Source organism: Agrococcus phoenicis (assembly GCF_047302415.1).
GTDB lineage: Bacteria > Actinomycetota > Actinomycetes > Actinomycetales > Microbacteriaceae > Agrococcus.
In genome coordinates this window covers 639899-663115 of the sequence record NZ_CP154854.1, presented here as the reverse complement: position 1 = coordinate 663115, position 23217 = coordinate 639899, and the positions used below count along the sequence as shown (strand labels likewise).

Here is a 23217-nt window from a genome sequence, read left to right as displayed (position 1 = left end):
CGGGCACCCGTGGACTGGCAGCTGAGCGACGACGCGCAGCCGGCCTCGAGGGTGCCCGCCGCTCGCCTGGCAGAGCTCGGCTCCGGCCACGGTGCGGCGCCCGGTGCCTGGCTCGGCTCAGAGCGGGCCCCCGTGCCCGTCACCGGCGCCTGGCGGCCGGGCGACGACCCAGGCGACCGCCGCTTCGCGCGCATCGGCGACCTCGACGTCGAAGCCGGCGGCACGATCGCGGATGCCGTGGTCGCCTACGAGACGTGGGGCACGCTGGACGCGACCCGCGGCAACGCGGTGCTCGTGCTGCACGCCCTGACCGGCGACAGCCACGTGCGCGGGCCCGCCGGCCCCGGGCATCCGACCGCAGGCTGGTGGCAGGAGGTGGTCGGCCCCGGGCTCGCGATCGACACGGACCGCCACTTCGTCGTCGCACCGAACATGCTCGGCGGCTGCCAGGGCACGACCGGCCCCGCCTCTCTCGGGAACGACGGCGTCGAGCTGGGATCGCGGTTCCCGCGCGTCACGGTGCGGGATCAGGTCGAGGCGCAGCGTCGGCTCGCCGACAGGCTCGGCATCGCCCGCTGGCATGCCGTCGTCGGCGGCTCGATGGGCGGCATGCACGCGCTGGAGTGGGCCATCACCCACCCCGAGCGCGTCGGCAGCGCGGCGCTGCTCGCCTCCAACGCCGCCACCTCCGCCGACCAGATCGCGCAGAACACGCTGCAGATCGAGGCCGTGATGAGCGACCCAGGGTGGCTGGGCGGCGACTTCTACGACCTGCCGGGCCACGCGGGTCCCGGTCGCGGCCTCGCGCTGGCCCGGCGCATGGCGATGCTCGGCTACCGCTCGCAGCAGGAGCTCAACGAGCGGTTCCGGCGCGAGTGGCAGTCGAGCGTCGACCCGCTCGCCGGCGGGCGCTTCCAGGTCGAGTCCTACCTCGACGTGCACGGCAACCGCTTCACCCGCCGCTTCGACGCCGGCTCCTACGTGCGGCTCGTCGACGCGATGACCACGCACGACGTAGGACGCGGTCGGGGCGGCGTCGAGGCCGCGCTCGAGCGGATCAGCTCACCGACGCTCGTCGTCGGGATCTCGAGCGATCGGCTCTTCCCGGTCGCCGATCAGCGTCGGCTCGCCGCCGGCATCCCCACCAGCGCCTCCGGCAGCGAGCCTGTCGTGCTCGAGAGCGGCTTCGGCCACGACGCCTTCCTCATCGAGTCGGGCCGCGTTGGCGAGCTGCTCGCGTCGCTCATCGGCTGAGAGCGCGAAGGGGCCGCGGCGAGCGGCCCGCACCAGCATCACGATCGCGCCGACGAGGATCCCGACGTGCACCGCGTTGCGCAGCGTCAGCAGGAGCACCGCCATCGGATCGGCGATGACCAGCCACTCGTACGACCACGGGAACTGCAGCTGCGTGAGCAGCGCGACCGCCCCGATCGCTCCGACGCCGATCCAATGGCGTCGCGCGCCGGCCTCTGCCAGCAGCAGGGCCGGCAGCGTCAGCCAGAGCACGAACTGCGGCGAGCCCACCTTGTTCGTCACGATCAGCGCCGCCACGAGGGCCACGGCGAGCCAGACGATGGCCTCGCGCCGGTGCGCGCGCCGCACCGCGATCGCGCCCAGCAGGCAGAGCGCGGCGACGGTCGCGACGAGCACGGGCGTGGCGAGGTCGGCCACCAGCGAGACGCCGTCGTGGTCGATCTGGAAGGTGTAGATCTGCCGGTCGAAGAAGACCGAGCCGTCGCCGAAGGCCGCGAGCCACATGAAGGGCGTCGCGCTGACCGCCTCGATCTGCAGGCCGCGATCACCCTGCTGGAACAGGAACGAGAGCGCGTGCTCCGATCCCAGCAGCGCCGCGACCGCGAGCACGGCGGCCGAGACGAGCGCTCCGGCGAGCAGGATCCTCCCCCGCTCTCGCCGCGCGATCAGCATCGCGAGGTAGAGCACGCCCGGCCACACCTTCATCCACGCGGCGATCGTGAACGCCGCTGCCGCCCAACCGGTGCGCCCCCCTCGCAGCACGACGAGGCCGATGATGCAGACGGCGACGGCGACCGTGTCGATGCGGCCGAGCGCCACGGGCCCGAGCGCGAGCTGCAGCCCCAGCCACACCCACGCGAGCACATGACCCCTCGGCATGCGCAGCAGCAGCGCGAACGCGACCGCGTCGAGCGCCGTGACCATCAGCATCCACACGAGCGGCAGCGCATCCGTGCCGAGCACGCTCGAGAGCAGGATCGGCACCCACGCCAGCAGCGGGTAGACCCACTCGACGTCGATCCCGAGCCAGCCGCCCTGCATGCTCTGCTGCACCCAGAACGGGTACACGGTGCGTACGTCGCCGTACGCGTCCGAGACGCTCGGGATGTTCAGGATCGCGAGCAGGGCGTGCACGCCGCCGAAGGCGAGCCACGCCCAGCTGCGCGATGGCCTCAGAAGAGCCGCCTCGTGGCATCGCGGACCTCGCCGACGAGCTCCTCGATGATGTCCTCGAGGAACAGCAGCCCCGTCGTCTCCCCCTGCTCGTCGAACGAGCGCGCGATGTGGGCGCCGGTGGAGCGCATCAGCGCGAGCGCGTCCTCCACCTCGGCATCCTGGTAGATCGAGGCCAGCTGGCGGATGCGCTTGGCCGGCACCGGCAGGTCGGCGTGCGCGTCGTCGGCCCCGAGCACGTCCTTGATGTGCACGTAGCCGCTCGGCGTGCCCTCGGCGTCCGTCACCACGTAGCGCGAGAAGCCGCGCTCGCGCACCGCCGCCTCGATGTCGGTGGGCGTCGCCCCGGGAGCCAGCGTCACGATGTCGTCGAGCGGCAGCGCCACGTCTCGCACGCGGCGCGCCGTGAACTCGAAGGTGCGGCTGATGGCGCCGGTCGGGTCGAACAGCAGCCCCTCACGCTTCGAGGTCTCGACGATCGTCTCGACCTCGTCGATCGTGAAGGCGCTCGCCGCCTCGTCGACCGGCTGCACCCCGAACAGGCGCAGGATCCCGTTGGCGACCGCGTTCATCACCCAGATGACGGGCTTGAAGATGCGGGAGATGAGCACGAGCGGCGGCGCGAGCAGCAGCACCGCGCGGTCGGGGACGGTGAATGCCGCGTTCTTCGGCACCATCTCGCCCAGCACGACGTGCAGGTAGGTGACCAGCAGCAGCGCGATCACGAACGCCACGACCGAGACGACCTCCGGTGCGAGGCCCGTCCAGGACAGCGGGCCCTCGAGCAGGTGGTGGATCGCCGGCTCGGAGACGTTCAGGATGAGGAGCGAGCAGATGGTGATGCCCAGCTGACACATCGCCAGCATGAGCGAGACGTGCTCCATCGCCCACAGCGCCAGCTTGGCCGCCGCGTTGCCGCGATCGGCGAGCGGCTCGATCTGGCTGCGCTTGGCGGAGATGACGGCGAACTCTGCGCCGACGAAGAAGGCGTTCGCCACCAGCAGGATGACGAGCCACATGATGCCCAGCCAGTCGTTCATCGCTCCACCTCCGTCGTCTCGGCGTTCGCGTCGCTCGCGGCGATGTGCCGCACGCGGTCCACGCGGCGGCCGTCGATGCGCTCCACGCGCAGCGTGCCGCCCTCGATCGCGACGGTGTCGCCGACCACGGGCAGGCTGCCGAGCTCGGCCATGATGAACCCGCCGACGGTCTCGTACGGGCCGTCCTCCGGGATCTCGATGCGGGCGCGCTCGCGCAGCTCGTCGGGCCGCAGCTCGCCCGGGAAGGTCGTCCAGCCCGGGCCGTGGATCACGTCGACGTGCAGGCGATCGTGCTCGTCGGCCACCTCGCCGACGACCTCCTCCACGAGGTCCTCGAGGGTCGCGATGCCTGCGGTGCCGCCGTACTCGTCGACGACGATCGCGAGCTGATAGCCGCTCTCCTTCAGGTCGGACAGGAGCGCGTCGAGGTGCACCGAGTCGGGCACGCGGTGCGCATCCTCGGCGATCGCGGCGACGGGCACGTCGGCGCGGCGGTCGCGGGGCACCGAGATCGCCTGCTTGACGTGGGCGATGCCGATCACCTCGTCCAGGTCGCCGTCGATCACGGGGAAGCGGGAGAAGCCGGTCGCGTGCGCGAGGGTGACGAGGTCGGCGACCGAGTCGCCGCGCTCGATCGCCTCGACCCGGGGGCGCGGGGTCATCACGTCGCCCGCGGTGAGCTCCGAGAAGCGCAGCGTGCGCGAGAGGAGCGTCGCCGCGTCGGCGTCGAGCGCGCCCTCCATGGCGCTGCGGCGCACGAGCGTCGAGAGCTCCTCAGCCGTGCGGGCGCCGGAGAGCTCCTCCTTGGGCTCGATGCCGATCGAGCGCAGGATGCCGTTGGCGGAGCCGTTGAGGGTCAGGACCGCCGGCTTGAAGATCGCGGTGAACGCTCGCTGGAACGGCGTGACGCCGATCGCCGTGCCGAGCGGCTTCGCGAGCGCGAGGTTCTTGGGCACGAGCTCGCCGATGATCATCGAGAGGATCGTCGCGCCCGTCATGGCGATGACGCTGGACGCCGGGCCGGCGACACCCTCGGAGAGGCCCCAGGAGACGAGCACCGGGCTGAGCAGGCGCGAGATCGCGGGCTCCATCGTGTAGCCCGTGAGGAGCGTCGTCAGGGTGATGCCGAGCTGCGCGCTCGAGAGGTGCGTCGAGGTCTGCTTGAGCGCCTTGATCGTGCCGTCGAGGCGCTTCTCCCCGCGATCGCGGCGCGCCTCGACATCCGCGCGGTCGAGGTTCACCAGCGCGAACTCGCTGGCGACGAAGAGGCCGGTTCCGATCGTCAGGATGACGCCGATGGAGATGAGGATGATGTCCATCAGCGGATCGGATCCGGCTCGGGACTATGACTGGAGTCGTCGTTCACGCGGGGAATCCTACCGAATCCAGCCCTCGCGTCCGCAGTCGGGCAGCAGCGCCGACTCCAGGGCTCCCGTCACCAGCTCACCGGCAGCGCCTTGCCCTCCTCGTACCCGGCGGCCGACTGCACGCCGACGCGCGCGCGCTCACGGAACTCCGGCACCGACGATGCCCCGGCGTAGGTGAAGGACGAGCGCACGCCGGAGGTGATCATGTCGACGAGGTCCTCGACGCTGGGGCGCTGCGGGTCCAGCAGGATGGTCGAGGAGGAGATGCCCTCGGCGAAGAGCGTCTTGCGCGCCAGCTCGTAGGCGTCGAGACCGCCGAATCGCCCGACGACCGCCTTCGTGGAGGCCATGCCCCACGACTCCTTGTAGAGGCGGCCGCGCTCATCGCGCTGCAGCCTGCCGGGCGCCTCGATCGTGCCCGCGAACCACGAGCCGACCATCACGCTCGACGCGCCGGCGGCGAGCGCGAGCGCCACGTCGCGCGGGTAGCGCACGCCGCCGTCGGCCCAGACGCGAGCGCCCAGCTCGATCGCCGTCGCCGCCGTGTCCAGCACCGCCGAGAACTGCGGCCGGCCCACCGCCGTCATCATGCGCGTCGTGCACATGGCACCGGGGCCGACGCCCACCTTCAGGATCGATGCGCCCGCCGCGACCAGGTCGCGCACGCCGTCGGCGGAGACGACGTTGCCGGCCGCGACGGGGACGGCATCGCCGATCGCCGCGCGCACGCCCTCGAGCGCGCGCAGCATGCCGCCCTGGTGGCCGTGCGCGGTGTCCACGACGATCACGTCGGCACCGGCGCCCACCAGCGCGGCAGCCTTCTCTCCGGGGTCGCCGTTGATGCCGACGGCTGCCGCGACGCTGAGACGACCGGATGCGTCCACGGCCGGCCGGTAGATGTCGAGCCGCAGCGCGCCCAGGCGGGAGGCGACCCCGACGCACCGGCCGCGCTCGACGACCGGCGCCACCGTGACGCCCTCGCGCTCGAGGGCGGCGAACATCGCGCGCCCGTCGACGACGTCGGCCGGCGCGAGCTGCGGCAGCTGCGAGTGCAGCAGGTCGCCGAGCGCGGCGTCCGGCAGCGCCGACGCGAGCCGCTCCGCCGGGATCGCGCCGAGCAGCCCGCCCTCCTGGTCCTCGACCACGACGCAGTGGCCGGCGATCGCGGGCACGCGCTCGAGCACCTCGGCGACGACGTCCTCGGGGCTCGCCACGTGCGGCGACTCGAGTCCGATCGGCTGCGCCTTCACCCAGTCGATGGATCGACGGGTCTGCTCCAGCGGCGGATCCTGCGTGAGCACCGCGAGCCCGCCGCGGCGGGCGAGGGTCGCGGCCATGCGCGGGCCGGTGACCGAGTTCATGTTCGCGGCGACGATCGGGAGGGTCGCGGTCGTGCCGTCGTCGGGCGAGAGGTCGACGCTCATGCGCGAGCCGAGGTCGCTGCGGCTGGGGACCAGGAAGACGTCGGAGTAGGTCAGGTCGTGCTCGGGGACGTCGTCGATGAATCGCATGGCTCCAGCGTATTCGCGGTCCGGCGGGGCATCCGCGGTCGAGCAGGGCGACCGCGGTCGAGCAGGTCCGGCGGGCGAGGCGTCCGCGAGGCGGGCCGCGCTCAGTCCTTGGCCTGGCCCCAGTCGCCCACCACCGCCGTCTGCACGGGGAAGTCGATCGGGAAGCGCCCGAACAGCAGCCTGCCCGCCTCCGCCGCGGCCCCGCGGATCGCCTCGGCGACCTCCTCCGCGCGCTCCTCGGGTGCCTGCACGATCACCTCGTCGTGCAGGAAGCACACGAGGGCCGCCCCGTCGACGTCGCGGATCGCCCTGCGCACGCCCGCCATCCACGCCAGCGCCCACTCGGCAGCCGTGCCCTGCACGACGAAGTTGCGCGTGAACCTGCCCCATGCGCGCGCCTGCGGCACGCCACGCTCGTCGTCGCGCCAGCGCGGCGGCAGGGGCGAGGTGCGCCCCAGCCACGTGCGCACGCGCTCGCGCCGCTCGCCTGCGCGCGCTGCCGCCTCCACCACGCCCATCGCCTTCGGGTAGGCGCGCGCGAGCCGCGGGAGCACGACCGCCGACTCTCCGGTCGTGCCGCCGTACAGCGCGCCGAGCATGCCGAGCTTCGCGTGCTGCCGCGTCTCCACCACACCGCGGTCGACGAGGCCGCGGTAGAGGTCGGTGCCCCTGCCCGCCTCGGCGAGGGCCTCGTCGCGCGCGATGGCGGCGAGCGCCCGCGGCTCGAGCTGCGCGGCATCGGCGACCACGAGGCGCATGCCGGGCTCGGCCGCGACCGCGCCGCGGATCTGGCGCGCGATCTGCATGGCGCCGGAGCCCTCGGTCGCCCAGCGCCCGGTGACGACGCCACCGGGCACGTACTCGATCGCGAGCCGGCACCGACCGCGCTCGTCGATGCGCGCCCAGCGCTGCGCCCAGGACCAGCCGTTTGCGGTGTGGAGGCGCGACAGGTGCTTGTACTCGACCAGCGGCGCGACGGCGGGATGCTCGTGCTCGGCGAGCTCCCAGCGCGCGGTGGATGACACATCCAGCCCCGCGCGCCGCAGCGCCTTCAGCACCTCCTGCGGCGAGTCGGGGTTCAGCGAGGGCGCGGCGAGCGCCGCTCGGACCTCGGCAGCCAGCGCCTCCATGCGTCGCGGCCGCGCGCCCGCACCCGCGCCCGCCGGGCGCTCGCCGAGCGCTTGCACGAGCAGCGCATCGTGACGCTCGCGGTCGAAGGGCAGGCCCTGCCTGCTGAGCTCCACCGCGAGCACGCCGCCCATCGACTCGGCCGCCGCGAGCATCCGCAGCCCCGCGTCGTCGCCGATCGCCAGCTCCTGCGCCGCGAGCTGCTCGGCGAGCGCGTCGAGCGGCTCGGCCTCGGGCGCGAGCGAGAACAGCCCTTCGGCGTCGCTGCGCAGGGGGCGCGACCAGCGCTCCTCGGCGCGCAGGCCACGGGCCTCGACGAGGATGCGGTGCACGAGTCGCACGTCGCGCACGCGATCGAGCGCGACACCGGCGTCGAGCAGGAGCGGCGCGGTCGCCCTCGCGTCCTGCCAGACGATGCGCGCACCCGGCATGGCCAACCGCGCGTCCTCGGCGACGCGCGCGCTCTCGTGCACCGCGGCCCCCGAGGCCCGGCCTCCCGCCAGCGTCGCGACGACGACGCGCGCGCCGCGGTCCAGCGCAGCGACGCCGATGTCGGGAGCAGCGGCCATGCCTGCACCGTAGTCGGCGGGTCCCACACCCGCCGTTCACCCACGTGCGGCACGATGGGCGCGGAGGCAGCGATGACCGCGCAGGTGGTGGTGCTCAACGCGACGCTCGAGCCGATCGGCGTCGCCTCGCTGCAGCGCGCTGTCGCGTTCGTCGTCAAGGAGCGGGCGCAGATCATGCTGGCGGCGGACGGCGTGATCCGATCCAGCTCGGTCGAGCTGCCGGTGCCGCGCGTGGTGGTCTTCAACGACTACGTGCCGATCCCGCACACCCGCCTCTACGACCGCATGCCGTGGAGCCGCCGCGGCGTGCTCGAGCGCGATCGGCGGCGGTGCGCCTACTGCGGCGGCGCGGGAGCCACCATCGACCACATCCACCCGCGCTCGCGGGGCGGCGCCTCCGACTGGCTGAACACCATCACCGCGTGCACGCGGTGCAACGGCGCGAAGGGCAGCCGCACCCCCGCCGAGGCGGGCATGGAGCTGCGCTTCGAGCCGCGCGTGGTGTGGCGTCGCGAGGTCATGCTGCTCGCCGTCGAGGCCGCCGGCGTCGATCTCGCGGAGCTCGGCCTGGCGCACTGACGAGAGCGGCTCGCCACTATGCTTGATGCAGTGTGGCCGCGACCTGTCTGCGGCATGCCCGAACGAATCGAAAGAGGCGATCGATACCGTGTCCAGCCCTGCGGACGAGAACGACTTCGGAGCGAACGAGTGGCTCGTCGAGGAGCAGTACCAGCTCTTCCTCAACGACAAGGACGCGGTCGCACGATCGTGGTGGCCCATCCTCGAGCGCTACGCGGCGCAGCGCGACGCCGGCGGAGCCACGACGGGCATGAGCGACGCGCCGAAGCCCGCAGCCCGCGAGGCCGCCCCGGCACCGTCGCCTGAGGCCGCCCCGGCATCGTCGCCTGAGGCCGCCGCCCCCGCGCAGCCGGCGCCGCCGCGCCAGCCCACGCCGCCGCGACAGCCGGCGCGCCCGGCCTCTCGCCCCGACCAGCCGGTCGACCCCGGCGAGGGCCAGCGCGCGCAGGACGCGCCGCAGGAGGACACCGAGGGCCAGGCCGAGACGCCGGCTCCCGCCACGAAGGGCGACGGCGCGATCGTCGCGAAGACCACCGCGCAGGCCGCGCGACCGAAGCCGGTGCCGGCGGATGCGCCCTCGGCCGAGTCGAAGAAGCCCGCCGAGGAGCAGACCGACGAGCCCGTCGTCACGACGCTGCGCGGCATGCCCAAGACCCTCGCGGCGAACATGGACAAGTCGCTGTCGATGCCGACGGCGACGAGCGTGCGCACGGTGCCCGCGAAGCTCATGATCGATCAGCGCATCGTGATCAACAACCACCTGCGCCGCACCCGCGGCGGCAAGGTGTCGTTCACCCACATCCTCGGCTACGCCCTGGTGCAGGCGCTCAAGGCCTTCCCGAGCCAGAACGTCTACTACGACGTCGTCGACGGCAAGCCCGCGATGGTGGCTCCCCCGCACATCAACCTCGGCATCGCGATCGACATCCCGAAGCCCGACGGCAGTCGAGCGCTGCTCGTGCCCAGCATCAAGGGCTGCGAGACGATGGACTTCTCCGAGTTCGTGGCCGCCTACGAGGCGCTCGTCAAGAAGGCGCGCGACAACAAGCTCGGCGCCGCGGACTTCGCGGGCACCACCCTCTCGCTCACGAACCCGGGCGGCATCGGCACGGTGCACTCGGTGCCGCGCCTCATGCCCGGCCAGGGCTGCATCATCGGCGTCGGCGCGCTCGACTACTCCGCAGAGTTCATGGGCTCGAGCACCGAGTCGCTCGCCAGCGCCGGCATCGGCAAGACCGTCACGCTCACGTCGACCTACGACCACCGGGTGATCCAGGGCGCCGGTTCCGGCGAGTTCCTGAAGATCGTGCACGCGCTGATCGTCGGCGAGCACGACTTCTACAAGGACATCTTCGCCGACCTGCGCATCCCCTACGAGCCCATCAAGTGGTCGACGGATGTCTCGGTGCGGGAGGCGGACGAGCTCTCGAAGCAGACGCGCGTCACGACCCTCATCAACGCCTTCCGCGTGCGCGGCCACCTCATGGCGGACATCGACCCCCTCGAGTTCGTCCAGCGCACGCACCCTGACCTCGAGATCGAGCAGCACGGGCTCTCCTTCTGGGACCTCGACCGCGAGTTCGTCACCGGCGGCTTCGGCGGCAAGCGCTCGGCGCTGCTGCGCGACATCCTCGGCGTGCTCCGCGACTCCTACTGCCGCACCATCGGCATCGAGTACATGCACATCGCCGACCCCTCGCAGCGCCAGTGGTTCCAGAGCCACCTCGAGGTGCCGTACGTCAAGCCGACGCACGACGAGCAGATGCGCATCCTGCGCAAGCTGAACGAGGCGGAGGCCTTCGAGACCTTCCTGCAGACCAAGTACGTCGGGCAGAAGCGCTTCTCGCTCGAGGGCGCCGAGTCGATGATCGCCTTCCTCGACGCGCTGCTGGCCGGCGCGGCGGCCGCCGGGCTCGACGAGGTCGCGATCGGCATGCCCCACCGCGGCCGGCTGAACGTGCTCACCTCGATCGCCGGCAAGACCTACGGCCAGGTGTTCCAGGAGTTCGAGGGTGCCGCGGTCTTCCAGGGCTCCGGCGACGTGAAGTACCACCTCGGCAACGCGGGCGAGTTCACCGCGGCCGACGGCTCCACCGTGCCGGTCTACCTCGCCGCCAACCCCTCGCACCTCGAGGCCGTCAACGGCGTGCTCGAGGGCATCGTCCGGGCGAAGCAGGATCGCATCGGCAACGGCGAGCACACGGTGCTGCCCGTGCTGGTGCACGGCGACGCCGCGAACGCCGGCCAGGGCGTGGTCTTCGAGACCCACCAGCTCTCGCAGCTGCGCGCGTACAAGACGGGCGGCACCGTGCACCTGGTGGTGAACAACCAGGTCGGCTTCACGACGCCGCCTTCGGAGTCGCGCTCCTCGACGTACGCGACCGACATCGCGAAGTCGATCCACGCGCCGATCCTGCACGTGAACGGCGACGACCCCGAGGCCGTCGTCCGCGTCGCGGAGCTGGCCTTCCAGTACCGCCAGGAGTTCAAGCGCGACATCGTCATCGACCTCATCTGCTACCGCCGACGCGGGCACAACGAGGGCGATGACCCCACCATGACGCAGCCGCTCATGTACTCGCTCATCGAGCAGAAGCGCTCCGTGCGCACGCTCTACGCCGAGAACCTCGTCGGCCGCGGCGACATCACCAAGGACGAGTACGAGGCGGCGCAGGCCGACTTCCAGGGCAAGCTCGAGCAGGCCTTCATGGAGACGCACGCCGCCGCGACCGGCTCGATGCCCGTGGTCGAGCCGGAGGTGACCGAGTCGGTGGCGAGCGAGCCCGACACCACCGGTGTCGACGCGTCGGTGATCGAGGCGATCGGCGCCGCGCACGGCAACCCGCCGGAGGGCTTCAAGGTGCACCCGAAGGTGCAGCAGGTGCTCGACAAGCGCGTCAAGGCCAGCCGCGAGGGCGGGGTGGACTGGGCGTTCGGCGAGCTGCTGAGCCTCGGCTCGCTGCTGCTCGAGGGCACTCCCGTCCGCATGTCCGGTCAGGACACGCGACGGGGCACCTTCGTGCAACGCCACGCCGTGATGCACGACCGCCGCAACGGCCAGGAGTGGCTGCCGCTGGCGAACCTCGGCGAGGATCAGGGACGCCTGTCGATCTACGACTCGCTGCTGAGCGAGTACGCGGCGATGGCCTTCGAGTACGGCTACTCGGTCGAGCGGCCCGACGCGCTCGTGCTGTGGGAGGCGCAGTTCGGCGACTTCGCGAACGGCGCGCAGATCGTGATCGACGAGTTCCTCTCGTCGGCCGAGCAGAAGTGGAACCAGCACTCCTCGCTCGTGCTGCTGCTGCCGCACGGCTACGAGGGCGCCGGCCCCGACCACTCGTCGGCGCGCATCGAGCGCTTCCTGCAGCTCGCCGCCGAGAACAACATGACGATCGCCCGGCCGTCGACCCCTGCGAACCACTTCCACCTGCTCCGCCGCCAGGCGTACGCGCGACCGCGCCGCCCGCTGATCGTGTTCACGCCGAAGGCGATGCTGCGCCTGCGCGACGCGACGAGCTCGGTGGAGGACTTCACCACCGGTAGGTTCCAGACGGTGATCGACGACAAGCAGGTGCAGGATCCGGAGTCGGTGACACGCGTGCTGCTCCACTCCGGCAAGCTGCACTACGACCTGAAGGCAGAGCTGGCGAAGCGGGGCCGCAGCGACATCGCGCTCGTGCGCATCGAGCAGCTGTACCCGCTGCCGGTGGACGAGATCAACGCCACGGTCGACCGCTACCCGAACGCCGAGCTGATCTGGGTGCAGGAGGAGCCGCTGAACCAGGGCTCCTGGCCGTTCATGCACTTCGCGCTCCCCCGCCACCTGCACGGTCGCACGCTGCGCGTCATCGGCAGAGCGCAGTCGGCCAGCCCTGCGACCGGGTCGGCGAAGCGCTCGGCGCGCGAGCTCGCCAGCATCCTGGAGTCCGCCCTGGGCTGATCGAGCCCGGCCGGCCTGACCTCAGGAACGGCTCAGCACCAAGGCTCCCCGCACGCGAAAGCGTGCGGGGATCCTTGCGTGCGCCCGCCATGCGCTCACACGAAGTTTGCTGATACTGTTACCAAACAACGTTATGGCAAGGGCGGCGAGGGATCCTCGCGGCCGACGGGGAGCGGATGTAGTGGTGCACGGACTCACGATCCCGACAGCGCTCAGCGGGGCTGAGCAGCGCGTCTTCGACCTTCCGGGAGTCCGGTCGCCGAGGTCGACCGCGTCGCTCTCGCGCCGGCTGCAGTCCGAGCGGCGCACGCGCGCCCGCCTGGCGGTCACCGATGCCGCGATCATCGCGGTGCTCACGACCACCGTGACGCTCGGGACGCTGCTGCCGACCTCCGTCTTCGAGCTCCGGGCTCCGGAGCTGGCCGTCGTCGCCCCGCTGCTCCTCGGGCTCGTCTGGTCGATCATGCTCGCCGCGTTCCGCTCGCGCGAGTCGGCGATCCTCGGATCCGGACCCGTCGAGTACCGCCGCGTCGTGCACGCGACGGTGCTCACCTTCGGCCTGCTCGCCGTCCCCTGCCTCATCACCGACTGGCCGTCGATGCGCGTGCAGCTGCTCATCGCCCTCCCCGCGGGCTTGATCGCCCTGCTGCTCGGCCGCTGGCAGTGGCGCCGCTGGCTCCTCTCCCGCTGGCGCGCCGGCGAGCTCGCCCCGCGCACGATCCTCGCGGGAGACCGCGACGAGATCGCCCACGTGCTCGAGCGCCTCGACAGCCTCGACTCGTCGCCCTACCGCATCGTGGGCGCTGCGATCGCGGGCGAGGTGGGTGCCCCGCTGCGCTTCCGCGGCGAGGCCGTGCCCGTGCTGAGCTCGCAGGAGTCGCTCGCGGCGACCGCGGAGCGGCTCGGCGCCGACACCGTCATCCTCGCGAGCGGGACGGACGCCGACGACCCGACGCGGCTCAGCCGGCAGCTCGAGGGCACCTGCGCCGAGCTGCTGCTGTTCAGCCGGCTCACCGAGGTCGCCGGCCCTCGCATCTCGTTCCGCCCCATCGACGGGCTGCCGCTGCTGCGCGTGCGGATCCCCACCTTCGACGGCGGCACGCACGTGCTGAAGCGGGTGACCGACATCGCGGTGGCCGGTGCAGCGCTCGTCGCTGTCGCGATCGCCGCCGTGCCGATCGCGCTCGCCATCAAGCTCGACTCCCCGGGCCCGGTGCTCTTCCGCCAGCGGCGAGTGGGCCGCGACGGGCGCACCTTCGACATGCTGAAGTTCCGCACCATGCGCGTCGACGCCGAGCAGCAGCTCGCGGCGCTGCTGGCGCAGAACGACGGCTCGGGGCCGCTGTTCAAGATGCGCGACGACCCGCGCGTCACGCGCGTCGGCCGCTTCCTGCGCAAGCACTCCCTCGACGAGCTGCCGCAGTTCTGGAACGCGCTCAAGGGCGACATGAGCGTCGTCGGGCCGCGCCCGCCCCTGCCGCACGAGGCGACCACGTACGATGGCGTCGTCGCGCGACGGCTCTACCTGAAGCCCGGCATCACGGGCCTCTGGCAGATCAGCGGCCGCAGCGACCTGACGTGGGAGCAGAGCGTGCAGCTCGACCTGCGCTACGTCGAGAACTGGTCGGTCATGGAGGACCTCATGATCATCTTCCGCACTGCGCGGGTCGTCCTGCGACCCTCCGGCGCCTACTAGGAGCCCGACGTGCGCATCACCATGCTCGGCACCCGCGGCGTGCCTGCCGCATACGGCGGCTTCGAGACCGCTGTCGAAGAGGTCGGATCGCGGCTCGCCGCCCGGGGTCACGAGGTGACCGTCACCGGCGACCGGACGCACCCGCACGTCACCGAGCACCTCGGCATGCGCGTCGTGCACCTGCCGGCGCTGCCGGTCAAGCAGCTCGAGACCCTCAGCCGCTCGGGATTCGCGACGCTGCGCGTGCTCGCCGGCCGACGCCCGGACGCGGCGTTCGTCTTCAACGCGGCGAACGCTCCGTACGTCTCGCTGCTGCGCGCCCGCCGCATCCCGGTCGCCGTGCACGTCGACGGCCTCGAGTGGCGGCGCGCGAAGTGGGGCGGAGCGGGACGCGCCTACTACCGCTGGGCCGAGGCGCACTCGGTCCACACCGCGGATGCGCTCATCGCGGACGCGCCGGGCATCGCCGAGTACTACGACGACGAGTTCGGGGTGCCGACCGAGCTGATCCGCTACGGGGCGCCGGTGCTCCACGACTGCCCCGCGGCACCGCTCGCGGCCCTCGGCCTCGAGCCCGCTCGCTTCCACCTCGTCGTGGCTCGCTTCGAGCCCGAGAACCACGTGCTCGAGATCGTGCGCGGCTACCGCGCCAGCACGGCGACGCTGCCCCTCGTCGTCGTGGGCTCCGCCCCCTACTCCGCCGAGTACACCCGCGCGGTGCGGGCGGCCGCGGAGGGCGACGACCGCATCCACCTGCTCGGCGGGCTCTGGGATCAGGGTCTGCTCGACGCGCTCTACGCGCACGCCGCCACCTACATCCACGGCCACTCCGTCGGTGGCACGAACCCCTCGCTGCTGCGCGCGATGGGCGCCGGCACCGCCACGATCGCCTACGACGTGGGCTTCAACCGCGAGGTGCTCGACGACGACGCGTGGTGCTTCGAGGATCCGCGCCAGCTCGGCGACGCCGTCATGGCCGCCGAGCGCGACGAGCCGCTCGCGATCGCGAGGGGGATCCGCGCGCGCGAGCGCGTCGAGCGCGTCTTCCGCTGGGACGACGTGGCCGACGACTACGAGCGGCTCGCGAAGGCCATCGCCGGCGGGGCATCGATCCACCCGCAGGCGCGCGCTGCGCCGCGCGACTCGAGCAGCTCGCGCACCGAGCAGCAGCTGCGATGATGCCTCGTTGGCGCGCGCCCGCTGCCGGGCGGCGGCCGTGACGACGAGCTCCGGGGCGACGGAGGCGCGCGGCGATGCGCAGCTGACCTTCGTCACGGTCGTGTTCGAGCCCGAGCTGGGCCTGCTGCGGCTGCAGGCGCGGTCGATGGCGCGGTTCCTCGACCCGGAGTGCGTCGCGGCGCTCATCGTGCTCGACAACTGCGCCGGCGGGATGCCGGCGCGGGCCCAGCGCTCAGTGCGCTCGGCGCTCGGCCCGGTGCTCGGCGCCCGCGTGCGATTCGTGCGCACCGCAGAGCTCGGCGTGCTGGCGCAGGCGCAGGGCTGGCGCAGCCAGCAGGCGGCGAAGCTGCTGATCGCCCGCTCGGTCGACACGCGGCACCTCGTCGTGCTCGACGCGAAGAACCACCTGATCGCCCCGGCCGGTGCCGACGCCTTCGTCGACGGAGCGGGTCGGCCGCGGGGCGGCACGCACCCGTACCGCGCGCACCCGCTGCGCGCCGACCTCGAGCGCACCCTGCGCTACCTCGGCGCGAGCGACGCGGTCGTCGAGGCAGCGCTCGACGACTTCCCGCCCACATCGACCCCCTTCGTCCTCGACGTCGAGCTGGCGAGGGCCATGCTCGACGACGTCGAGCATGGCGCGGGCCGCTCCTTCGCCGAGGAGTTCGAGCGAGCGCAGCTGCTCGAGTTCTTCCTCTACTCGGGCTGGTCGATCCTGCGGGCGGGACGCGCGCCGGTGACGGGCGAACCGATCCCCGCACCGATCGTCTGGCCGGGCCGAGCCGACGTCGCGGGCGCGCGCGCCGCCATCGCCGAGGCCGAGCGCACGGGAGCCGCCTGGTTCGCCGTGCACCGGCGGGTGCTCGCGCGAGCCGACCGCGCTGCGCTCGCACTGATCGTCGAGTTCTGGTCGTCTCGCGGGCTCATGAGCACGCGCGACGGCGCGTCGTTCGTGCGCCGCTTCCGCGCTGCGTTCGTGCCGTCGATGCTCAGGTCGCGGCTGGCGCAGCGCGTCGCGTCACTGCGCTCCCGCTGAACCGCGCTCCGCCGGGGGCTTCCGCCGGAACCGCTTCGGCTCGGCGGTCTGCACGTAGTAGGCGGTCTGCTTCGCCGGCCGCGCCTTCGTGAGCACGATGCCCAGGATCCGCCCGCCGGCCGCCTCGAGCGAGCGGATGGTGTTCGCGAGCTGCGCGCGCCGAGTCTTCCGCGCATCCACGATCACCACGACGCCGTCCACCTGCGGGGCCAGCAGGTTGGCGTCGGCGACCGTCAGCACCGGCGGCGCGTCGATGATGACGACCTCGTAGCGCTCCGCGACCGCATCGAGCAGCGACCCGAACGCGTCCGAGGTCACGACCGACGCCGGGTTCGGCGGGACTTGGCCCGAGACGAGGATGTCGGGGCCGGATTCGCGCCACGGCACGAGCGCGTCGGCGAGGTCGACCTCGCCGATCAGCACGCCCGTGAGCCCGGCTGCGCCATCGAGCCCGAAGAGCTCGCTGACGCGTGGGCGTCGCAGGTCGCCGTCGATGACGAGCGTGCTGTCGCCGGTGTCGGCGAGGGCGACCGCGAGGTTGGTGGCGAAGGTCGACTTGCCCTCGCCCGGCGATGCCGAGGTGACGAGCAGCCGCCGCGAGTCGGCGTCGAGCGCGGTGAACGCGAGCGCGGACTGCACGCGCCTGATGTCCTCCGCGATCGCGCTGTGCGGCTCGCGAGCGACCACGAGGGAGGGATCGCCTCCGCGCTTGGGGCGGCTGACGACGCCGAGCACGGGCAGGTCGGTGACGCGCGCGACCGCCGCCTCGTTGCGCACCCGAGTGTCCGCGATCGTGAGGATGGTGGCGACGAGCATGCCCAGCAGCAGGCCGACGAGCGCCGCGAGCGCCGCCTCGCGCGGCTTGTTCGGCGAGGACTGCGACTGCGGCGGCACCGCGTCGTCGATGACCGATGCGCTGATGGTCGCCGCGCCCGCGACCCCCTGCGCGGCGACGTCCTGCACGACCGCAGCGAGCTCGGTGGAGACGCTGTTGGCGATCTCGGATGCGCGCATCCGATCGGTCGACGTGACGGTGACCTCGAGGATCACGGTGTCCTGCGGGATCGTGATCGCCACGGAGCGCGCCAGGTCGCGCGGCGTGGTCCCGAGGTCGAGCTCGTCGATCACCGGCTCGAGCACCCTCGAGGAGGTCGCGAGGCGCGCGAACGAGAGCATCTGGTTCTGGGTGTACGCCGAGCCCTGGTTGAGATCGGCACCGGAGGTGCCCTGGTCCAGCGCGAAGTAGAGCGAGGCGCGCGCCTGGAACTGCGGCTCGGTCGACGCGGCGACGGCGTAGCCGACGGCTCCGCCCACCATGGCGAACCCGAGGATCAGCAGCCAGAGCTTGCGGAGCGCCTCCCAGACGTGGGCGAGGCTCCAGGTGCCCGGATCGACGGTCGCGGCGCGCAGCGGAGCGCTCACCGCGTCGGCTCCGGGCGTCTGCGAGCGCCCGCACGGCCCACCGCGGCCGTCGGTGCTGCGATCGCGCGCTCGCTGCGTCCGGTCTGAACCGTCATGGCTGTAGAATAGCGGCGTTACGCCCTCTGAACCTGTGGTCGCGCTGCGGCACCCTGGCGGGCGTCGAGCGACGAGAGAGGATGCCGTGCGGATCCTCATCGCGTGGGCGGACGACTCCTCCCCCAACCTTGGCGTCCGAGCGCTCGGCGAGGGCTCTGTCGACCTGCTGCGCAGGACGTGGCCGGACGCGGAGTTCGTGTTCATGAACTACGGCCGGCGCCCCACCCAGATCCCCTGGGGGCGGCAGCGCTCGCTGCTGCGCGAGCGAGCCACGGCACGCCTGGGCATGCAGCGCTGGCTCGCCGGCTTCGACCTGGTGTGGGACACGCGCTCGGGCGACAGCTTCGCCGACATCTACGGCCTGCCGCGGCATCTGACGATGTCGCTCATCCACGAGTTCGCGGTGCAGGCCGGCACCCGCGTCGTGCTCGCTCCGCAGACCATCGGCCCCTTCGGCTCGCGCCGTGGCCGCGCGCTGGCGAGGCGCACCCTGCGCCGGAGCAGCATGGTCTTCGCGCGCGATCCGATCAGCGCCGGCGCCGCCGCGCGGCTCGGCCGACCGGTCGACGCCGTGACGAGCGACCTCGTCTTCGGGCTCGAGCAACCGGAGCCCGGCGCCGAGCGCGACGTGCTGCTCAACGTCTCCGGGCTGCTGTGGCGCGGCAACGCCCACGTGGACGCGGGCGGCTACCGGAGCGCCGTGCACGGCATCATCGACTCGCTGCTGGCCGAGGGGCGCTCCGTCACCCTGCTGCCCCACGTGCTCGATGCCGACAACCCCGACACCGACGTCGCCGTCTCGCGCGCCCTCGCCGACGGCTACGACGGCCGCATCGGTCTGCACGTGCCGACGAGCCTCTCCGATGCCCGCAGCGCGATCGCCGGCGCCCACCTCGTCATCGGCGCCCGCATGCACGCGTGCCTCAACGCCCTCTCCACGGGCACGCCGACGGTGGCGATGGCCTACTCGCGCAAGTTCGCGCCGCTCATGGCGTCGATCGGCTGGGAGCGCGTCGTGCAGCTCGGCGCCGACGACATCGCGAGCGCGGTGCTGGAGCACGCGCGAGCGGCCGACCTGGGGGCAGAGGCCGAGGCCGCCCGCGGCCAGGGTGCGGCGCTGCTGCAGCAGGTCAGCGAGCGGCTGGGCGACGGGTGACCTCGCCGCTCGAGCAGCCGATCCGCGACGTCGTCGAGCGCGGCGCGTGCTCGGGGTGCGGGCTGTGCACCCGGCTCGATCCCGCGGTGACGATGCACCTCGATGCAGACGGCTACCTGCGCCCACGCGTCGACGGCGAGTCCGCCGCGATGGCGGGAGCCGCCGAGATCTTCCGCGGATCGTGCCCCGGCGTCGTCGTCCGCGCCCCTGCGCATCCGCCCGGAGCCACGGCCGACGCGCTGCTCGGCAGCCACCTGGGCATCTGGCGCGCGTGGGCGAGCGACCCCGCCCTGCGACACGCGGGCAGCAGCGGCGGTGCGCTCAGCGCGCTGCACGCGTGGCTGCTCGCGAGCGGCCGCGCAGCGGTCGTCACGGGCGCCGCCGTCGACGCAGCGAGCCCGCGCCGCACCGTGCCCGTGACGATCATGACGCGTGAGCAGGCGCTGGCGGCGGCCGGATCGCGCTACGCGCCGGTCGCGGCGCTCGACAACCCCGACGTGCTGCGACCGGGTGCCGCGGTGGTGGGCAAGCCGTGCGAGATCGCAGCCCTGCGGCAGGCGGCTCCGGCGCTCGTCGGCGAGGAGCAGCCGCTGCTGCTCTCCTTCTTCTGCGCAGGCACCCCGAGCCAGCGCGCGACCGATGCGCTGCTGGCAGAGCTCGGCATCGACGAGGAGGCGCCGGTCGACGCGCTGCGCTACCGCGGCAACGGCTGGCCGGGCCGGTTCACCGCGCGCAGCGGATCGCACGAGGTCGCGGCCGACTACGACACCTCCTGGGGTCGCACGCTCGGCCCCACCACGCAGTGGCGGTGCAAGGTGTGCGTCGACGGCGTGGGCGAGCTCGCCGACGTGGTCTCCGCGGACTCGTGGGAGACGGATGCCCGCGGCTATCCGCTCTTCGCCGAGGGCGAGGGGATGTCGGCGCTCATCGCGCGCACCGAGCGCGGGCTCGCCGTCGTCCGTGACGCGGAGGCTGCGGGCGTGCTCGTGCTCGCCCCGCTGGCGCCCGCGGCGCTCGCCGCCGCGCAGCCGCTGCAGACCGAGCGGCGGCGGTTCCTGCTCGCGCGGCTGCTCGGCTCGCGGCTCGCCGGCAGGCGTCCGCCCAGCTACCCGGGGTTCCGGCTCGCGCGCCTCACCCTCGCCTCGCCGCGGCTGGCGGCGCGGGTGCTGCGCGGCACGTACCGCAGGGTGCGCGCGGCTCGCGCCCTCCACGCGACGACGCGCGACCGATGAGCTCCTCGCTCGCGCAGGACGCGGCGCGCGGCGCGTTCTTCACGCTCGCGGCGCAGGGCGCGCGCGTGCTGCTGCAGCTGCTCTCGGTCGTGGTGCTCGCCCGCCTGCTGACACCGCACGACTACGGGCTGCTCGCGATCGTGCTGGTGGTCGTCGGGCTCGGCGAGATCTTCCGCGACTTCGGCCTCACCTCCGCGTCCATCCAAGCGCCGGTGCTCGAGCGCGAGCAGCGGGACAACCTCTTCTGGATCAACGCGGCGATCGGGGCGACGCTCGCGCTGGCCATGCTGCTCGCCGCCGCTCCCCTCGGCGCCCTCACCGGGCTGCCGGAGCTCGTGGGCATGGCGCAGTGGCTCTCCCTCACCTTCCTCCTCAACGGGCTGGCGACCCAGCATCGCGCGAACCTCATGCGCGAGCTGCGCCTGCGGGCGCTCGCGCTCGCCGACGTCGCAGCCTCAGCCCTCGCGCTCGCCGCGGCGATCACCGCCGCGCTGCTGGGCGCCGGGTTCTGGGCGCTCGTCATCCAGCAGCTCACGACCGGACTCGTCTCGCTCGTCATCGTGCTGATCGCCGGCCGATGGGCGCCGCGCCGCTACTCGCGCGCCCACAGCGTGCGGTCGATGGTGCGGTTCGGCGGCAACCTCGTGGCGGCGAACCTCATCCAGTACGCCGCCCGGCAGATCGACACCGTCGTCGTCGGCCTCCGCTTCGGCACCGCATCGCTCGGCCTCTACAACCGGTCGTTCCAGCTCATCATGACGCCGCTGAACCAGGTGCGATCGCCGCTGCAGTCGGTCGCGCTGCCCGTGCTCGCGCGCGTGCAGCAGGATCAGCCGCGCTTCGAGACCTACGTGACGGCAGCCCAGCTCGCGCTCGGCTACCTGATCGGCATCCCCATCGCGATCGTCGCGGGTCTCGCCGAGCCAGTCGTCGCGATCATGCTCGGCGGCGCCTGGCTCGAGGCCGCGCCCATCCTGCGCATGTTCGCGATCGCGGGCATGCTCACCACCATCTCGTTCGTGGGCTACTGGGTCTACCTCGCCAGGGGCCTCGGCACGGCGCTGCTGCGCTACACGCTCGTGACCGCCGCGATCAAGATCGTCTGCATCCTCATCGGCTCGATGTTCGGTGTCGTGGGCGTCGCCGTCGCCTTCGCCATCCACCCCGCCATCGCCTGGCCGATCTCGCTCGCCTGGCTCTCCCGCGTCACGCCCATGCCGACGCGCCGGCTCTACGCCGGTGCAGCGCGCATCCTGGGCGTGACGATCACAAGCGGTGCGGCCGCCTGGGGCGTCAGCCTGCTCGTCGCGCAGCACGGGGACTGGCTCGAGGTCGCCGTCGGCCTCGTCGCCGGCGCGCTCACAGCCGCCGCCGCGCTCGTGCTGCCCGCCTATCGTCGCGACGCGCGCTCGCTGTCGGGGTTCGTGCGCCTCATGGTGCGACGCCGCCCCGGTGCAGCCGCACCGGAGCGGGAGGGCTGAGCCCGACCGGTGGGGCGAGGCCCGCCTCGTCTGCCCCGTGCGATCCCGCATCGGTCGGCCGCAGCCGCCAGGCGACCGAGAGCCCGATGAGGAACCAGAGCAGCATGCCGAACTGCGTGATGAGCGCGACCGCGAACAGCGCGGGGATCTGCGACACGACCGCGATGGTCGCGGGGTCGGAGCGCCGCCGCAGCGCACCGAGGGCGATGGCGGCGAAGACCGCCAGCACCAGCAGCACGGGCAGCCAGCCGAAGCGCAGCCCGATCAGCAGCAGCGTGTTGTCGACCGAGCGCGCGAAGGTGCCGAGGTAGGTGCCGTCGACGGTGCGCGAGGACCAGTCGCCCGCAGACCCGAGCAGCTGCACCTCGCTCACGAGCGTGAGCAGGCCGGTGCGGTAGTCGGCGCTGCCGCCCGCCTCGTCGCCCGCGTCGGTGAACACGCCGCCGATGAAGGGCACGATCATCGCGATCGCGATCGCGCCGCCGACCCCGATGGCCCAGCGCGCGCCGCGTGCGACGTCGGGGAGCAGCAGCAGGCTGAGGGCGACCGCGATGCCGACGGTGACGATGCCGATGCGACTGAAGGTGACGACGATCGCGCCGACCGCGAGCGCGAGCGCGAGCAGGGTGAGCGGCGCCCGCCAGCGCGCGGCGACGATGAAGGGCGCGGCCATCGCGAGCGAGGCGCCGAGCGCGATCGAGTGGCCGAACGCGCCCTCCGCGCGCACGAACGAGGCGCGAGGCTGCAGGGTCGACCACTCGGCGTAGGGTCCGGGGCCGGGGATCCCGACGAACACGTTGACGCCGGTGGCGAACTCGACGAGCGCGACCACCGCGACCGCGGTCGCCACCGCGGCGATGACGCGCGTCACGAAGTCGGTGCTGAGCCGAGTGAGCACGAGCCGGCCCCAGAGGTAGGGCACCACCCACTCGAGCACCGCGATGACGGTGGCGGCGAGGGATGCGAGCTGCAGCGCGAACAGCGCCACGACGAGCACCACGAAGAGGGCGACGATCGCGTCGACGACGCTCAACCGCAGGTCGCGCAGGTTCGCAGCGATCGCGACCAGGGTGACGGCGGTGATCGCCGCCCAGAAGAAGCCCGCCGTCGCCCCGATCCACACGGGCACGAAGCACAGCACCAGCATCCAGATGACGAACGCCGCCTTCGGGCTCGCCCGGAAGACAAGCAGCGCGACGCCGCCGGCACCGAGGGCGAGCAGGCCGAGCAGCGCGAGCGGCCAGCTCACGGCCGCCCGCTCGCCTGCTGCGCTGCGCGCTCGGCCGGGCTCACACCGCTCAGCCTATGCGGAGCGGGCGGCGGAGCCGCCGAGACCGCTGCGCGCGAGCGCGCGGAGC

At 72.8% G+C, this 23217-nt stretch carries 15 protein-coding genes and 1 pseudogene; 9 read left to right on the top strand and 7 right to left on the bottom strand.

Annotation, left to right across the window (positions count from 1 at the left end; all coding sequences use genetic code 11):
* The first annotated feature begins 9 nt into the window (after positions 1 to 9).
* Positions 10 to 1254 carry a homoserine O-acetyltransferase MetX gene (metX, locus tag AA0Z99_RS03200; RefSeq protein ID WP_413319386.1) on the top strand — a complete coding sequence of 415 codons (1245 nt, stop codon included), beginning with the start codon at positions 10 to 12 and terminating at the stop codon, positions 1252 to 1254.
* Between the two features lie 294 nt (positions 1255 to 1548).
* On the opposite strand, the pseudogene AA0Z99_RS03195 reads toward metX, so the two are convergent.
* The 5 genes and pseudogenes from AA0Z99_RS03195 to AA0Z99_RS03175 form a co-directional block, all read right to left on the bottom strand.
* A pseudogene (locus tag AA0Z99_RS03195) lies at positions 1549 to 2295 on the bottom strand (glycosyltransferase 87 family protein); the annotation flags it as partial.
* A 131-nt stretch (positions 2296 to 2426) separates the two neighbouring features.
* On the bottom strand, positions 2427 to 3467 hold the full coding sequence (locus AA0Z99_RS03190; RefSeq protein ID WP_413319384.1) for a hemolysin family protein: 1041 nt from the start codon (positions 3465 to 3467) through the stop codon (positions 2427 to 2429).
* The gene (locus AA0Z99_RS03185) at positions 3464 to 4786 is read right to left on the bottom strand and encodes a hemolysin family protein (RefSeq protein WP_413319382.1); all 1323 of its coding nucleotides are present in this window, start codon (positions 4784 to 4786) and stop codon (positions 3464 to 3466) included. The genes AA0Z99_RS03190 and AA0Z99_RS03185 overlap by 4 nt, the downstream gene beginning before the upstream one ends.
* 116 nt (positions 4787 to 4902) lie before the next feature.
* Entirely contained in the window at positions 4903 to 6345 is a 1443-nt protein-coding gene (locus AA0Z99_RS03180) for a GuaB1 family IMP dehydrogenase-related protein (protein ID WP_413319380.1), read from the bottom strand.
* 101 nt (positions 6346 to 6446) lie between these two features.
* Positions 6447 to 8042, bottom strand: coding sequence for a bifunctional 3'-5' exonuclease/DNA polymerase (locus tag AA0Z99_RS03175; protein WP_413319378.1), 1596 nt, complete (start codon positions 8040 to 8042; stop codon positions 6447 to 6449).
* A gap of 72 nt (positions 8043 to 8114) precedes the next feature.
* Here AA0Z99_RS03175 and AA0Z99_RS03170 point away from each other — a divergent pair, with 72 nt between their 5' ends.
* The 5 genes from AA0Z99_RS03170 (at position 8115) to AA0Z99_RS03150 (ending at position 16472) form a co-directional block, all read left to right on the top strand.
* Complete coding sequence (locus tag AA0Z99_RS03170) at positions 8115 to 8621, top strand: HNH endonuclease (protein WP_413319376.1); 507 nt, start codon at positions 8115 to 8117, stop codon at positions 8619 to 8621.
* Between the two features lie 88 nt (positions 8622 to 8709).
* The gene (locus AA0Z99_RS03165) at positions 8710 to 12561 is read left to right on the top strand and encodes a multifunctional oxoglutarate decarboxylase/oxoglutarate dehydrogenase thiamine pyrophosphate-binding subunit/dihydrolipoyllysine-residue succinyltransferase subunit (protein WP_413319374.1); all 3852 of its coding nucleotides are present in this window, start codon (positions 8710 to 8712) and stop codon (positions 12559 to 12561) included.
* A gap of 184 nt (positions 12562 to 12745) precedes the next feature.
* Positions 12746 to 14257, top strand: a complete 1512-nt coding sequence (locus AA0Z99_RS03160; RefSeq protein WP_413319373.1) for a sugar transferase — start codon at positions 12746 to 12748, stop codon at positions 14255 to 14257.
* A 21-nt stretch (positions 14258 to 14278) separates the two neighbouring features.
* The gene (locus AA0Z99_RS03155; RefSeq protein WP_413320744.1) at positions 14279 to 15436 is read left to right on the top strand and encodes a glycosyltransferase; all 1158 of its coding nucleotides are present in this window, start codon (positions 14279 to 14281) and stop codon (positions 15434 to 15436) included.
* A gap of 37 nt (positions 15437 to 15473) precedes the next feature.
* Complete coding sequence (locus AA0Z99_RS03150; RefSeq protein ID WP_413319371.1) at positions 15474 to 16472, top strand: DUF6492 family protein; 999 nt, start codon at positions 15474 to 15476, stop codon at positions 16470 to 16472.
* Here the strand turns inward: AA0Z99_RS03150 and AA0Z99_RS03145 are convergent.
* Positions 16455 to 17894, bottom strand: coding sequence for a polysaccharide biosynthesis tyrosine autokinase (locus AA0Z99_RS03145; protein WP_413319369.1), 1440 nt, complete (start codon positions 17892 to 17894; stop codon positions 16455 to 16457). The two genes, AA0Z99_RS03150 and AA0Z99_RS03145, sit on opposite strands and share 18 nt — an antisense overlap.
* A gap of 181 nt (positions 17895 to 18075) precedes the next feature.
* On the opposite strand from AA0Z99_RS03145, the gene AA0Z99_RS03140 reads away from it, so the two are divergent.
* From AA0Z99_RS03140 to AA0Z99_RS03130, 3 genes are read left to right on the top strand one after another with little or no spacing between them, the layout of a single operon-like run.
* On the top strand, positions 18076 to 19146 hold the full coding sequence (locus AA0Z99_RS03140; RefSeq protein ID WP_413319367.1) for a polysaccharide pyruvyl transferase family protein: 1071 nt from the start codon (positions 18076 to 18078) through the stop codon (positions 19144 to 19146).
* Positions 19143 to 20378, top strand: coding sequence for a Coenzyme F420 hydrogenase/dehydrogenase, beta subunit C-terminal domain (locus AA0Z99_RS03135; RefSeq protein ID WP_413319365.1), 1236 nt, complete (start codon positions 19143 to 19145; stop codon positions 20376 to 20378). Before AA0Z99_RS03140 ends, AA0Z99_RS03135 begins: the two co-directional genes overlap by 4 nt.
* A complete protein-coding gene (locus tag AA0Z99_RS03130; RefSeq protein WP_413319363.1) occupies positions 20375 to 21859 on the top strand; it encodes a lipopolysaccharide biosynthesis protein in 1485 nt (494 codons plus the stop codon). The genes AA0Z99_RS03135 and AA0Z99_RS03130 overlap by 4 nt, the downstream gene beginning before the upstream one ends.
* Here AA0Z99_RS03130 and AA0Z99_RS03125 read toward each other — a convergent pair.
* Entirely contained in the window at positions 21810 to 23108 is a 1299-nt protein-coding gene (locus AA0Z99_RS03125) for a hypothetical protein (RefSeq protein WP_413319361.1), read from the bottom strand. The two genes, AA0Z99_RS03130 and AA0Z99_RS03125, sit on opposite strands and share 50 nt — an antisense overlap.
* Positions 23109 to 23217: the final 109 nt, after the last annotated feature.